Below are 262 nucleotides of genomic sequence, written 5' to 3'. Positions count from 1 at the left end.
GCAGCACCTGGCGGATGTGCTCGATCGAGTTCTCCTGGTCGATGTCGCAGTGCATCGTCAGCAGGAGGCCCGCCTCCCGGGCACGGGCGAAGACCTCGGCGAACTTCGCCGGCGGATGGCCGTGCTCGTCGGAGTCGAGCCCGACGCCGACGATCAGCTCGCGATACGGCAGCGCGGCCTCAAGCGTCGCCATCGCGTCCTCGGCGGGCAGGTCGCGCAGGAAGCAGAGGATGAGCTCCGCGGAGATCCCGAGCTCCTCGCC

The 262-nt window shown here is 69.8% G+C and carries 1 pseudogene; it reads right to left on the bottom strand.

What is annotated here, in order from left to right:
- Nucleotides 1–262: pseudogene (locus ACX3VQ_RS13020) on the bottom strand (adenosine deaminase); the annotation flags it as partial.

It is taken from the genome of Altererythrobacter chaiwopuensis (assembly GCF_054957735.1).
Note: the sequence above shows the minus strand (reverse complement) of the source record. Positions and strands in the feature narration are given on the sequence as shown.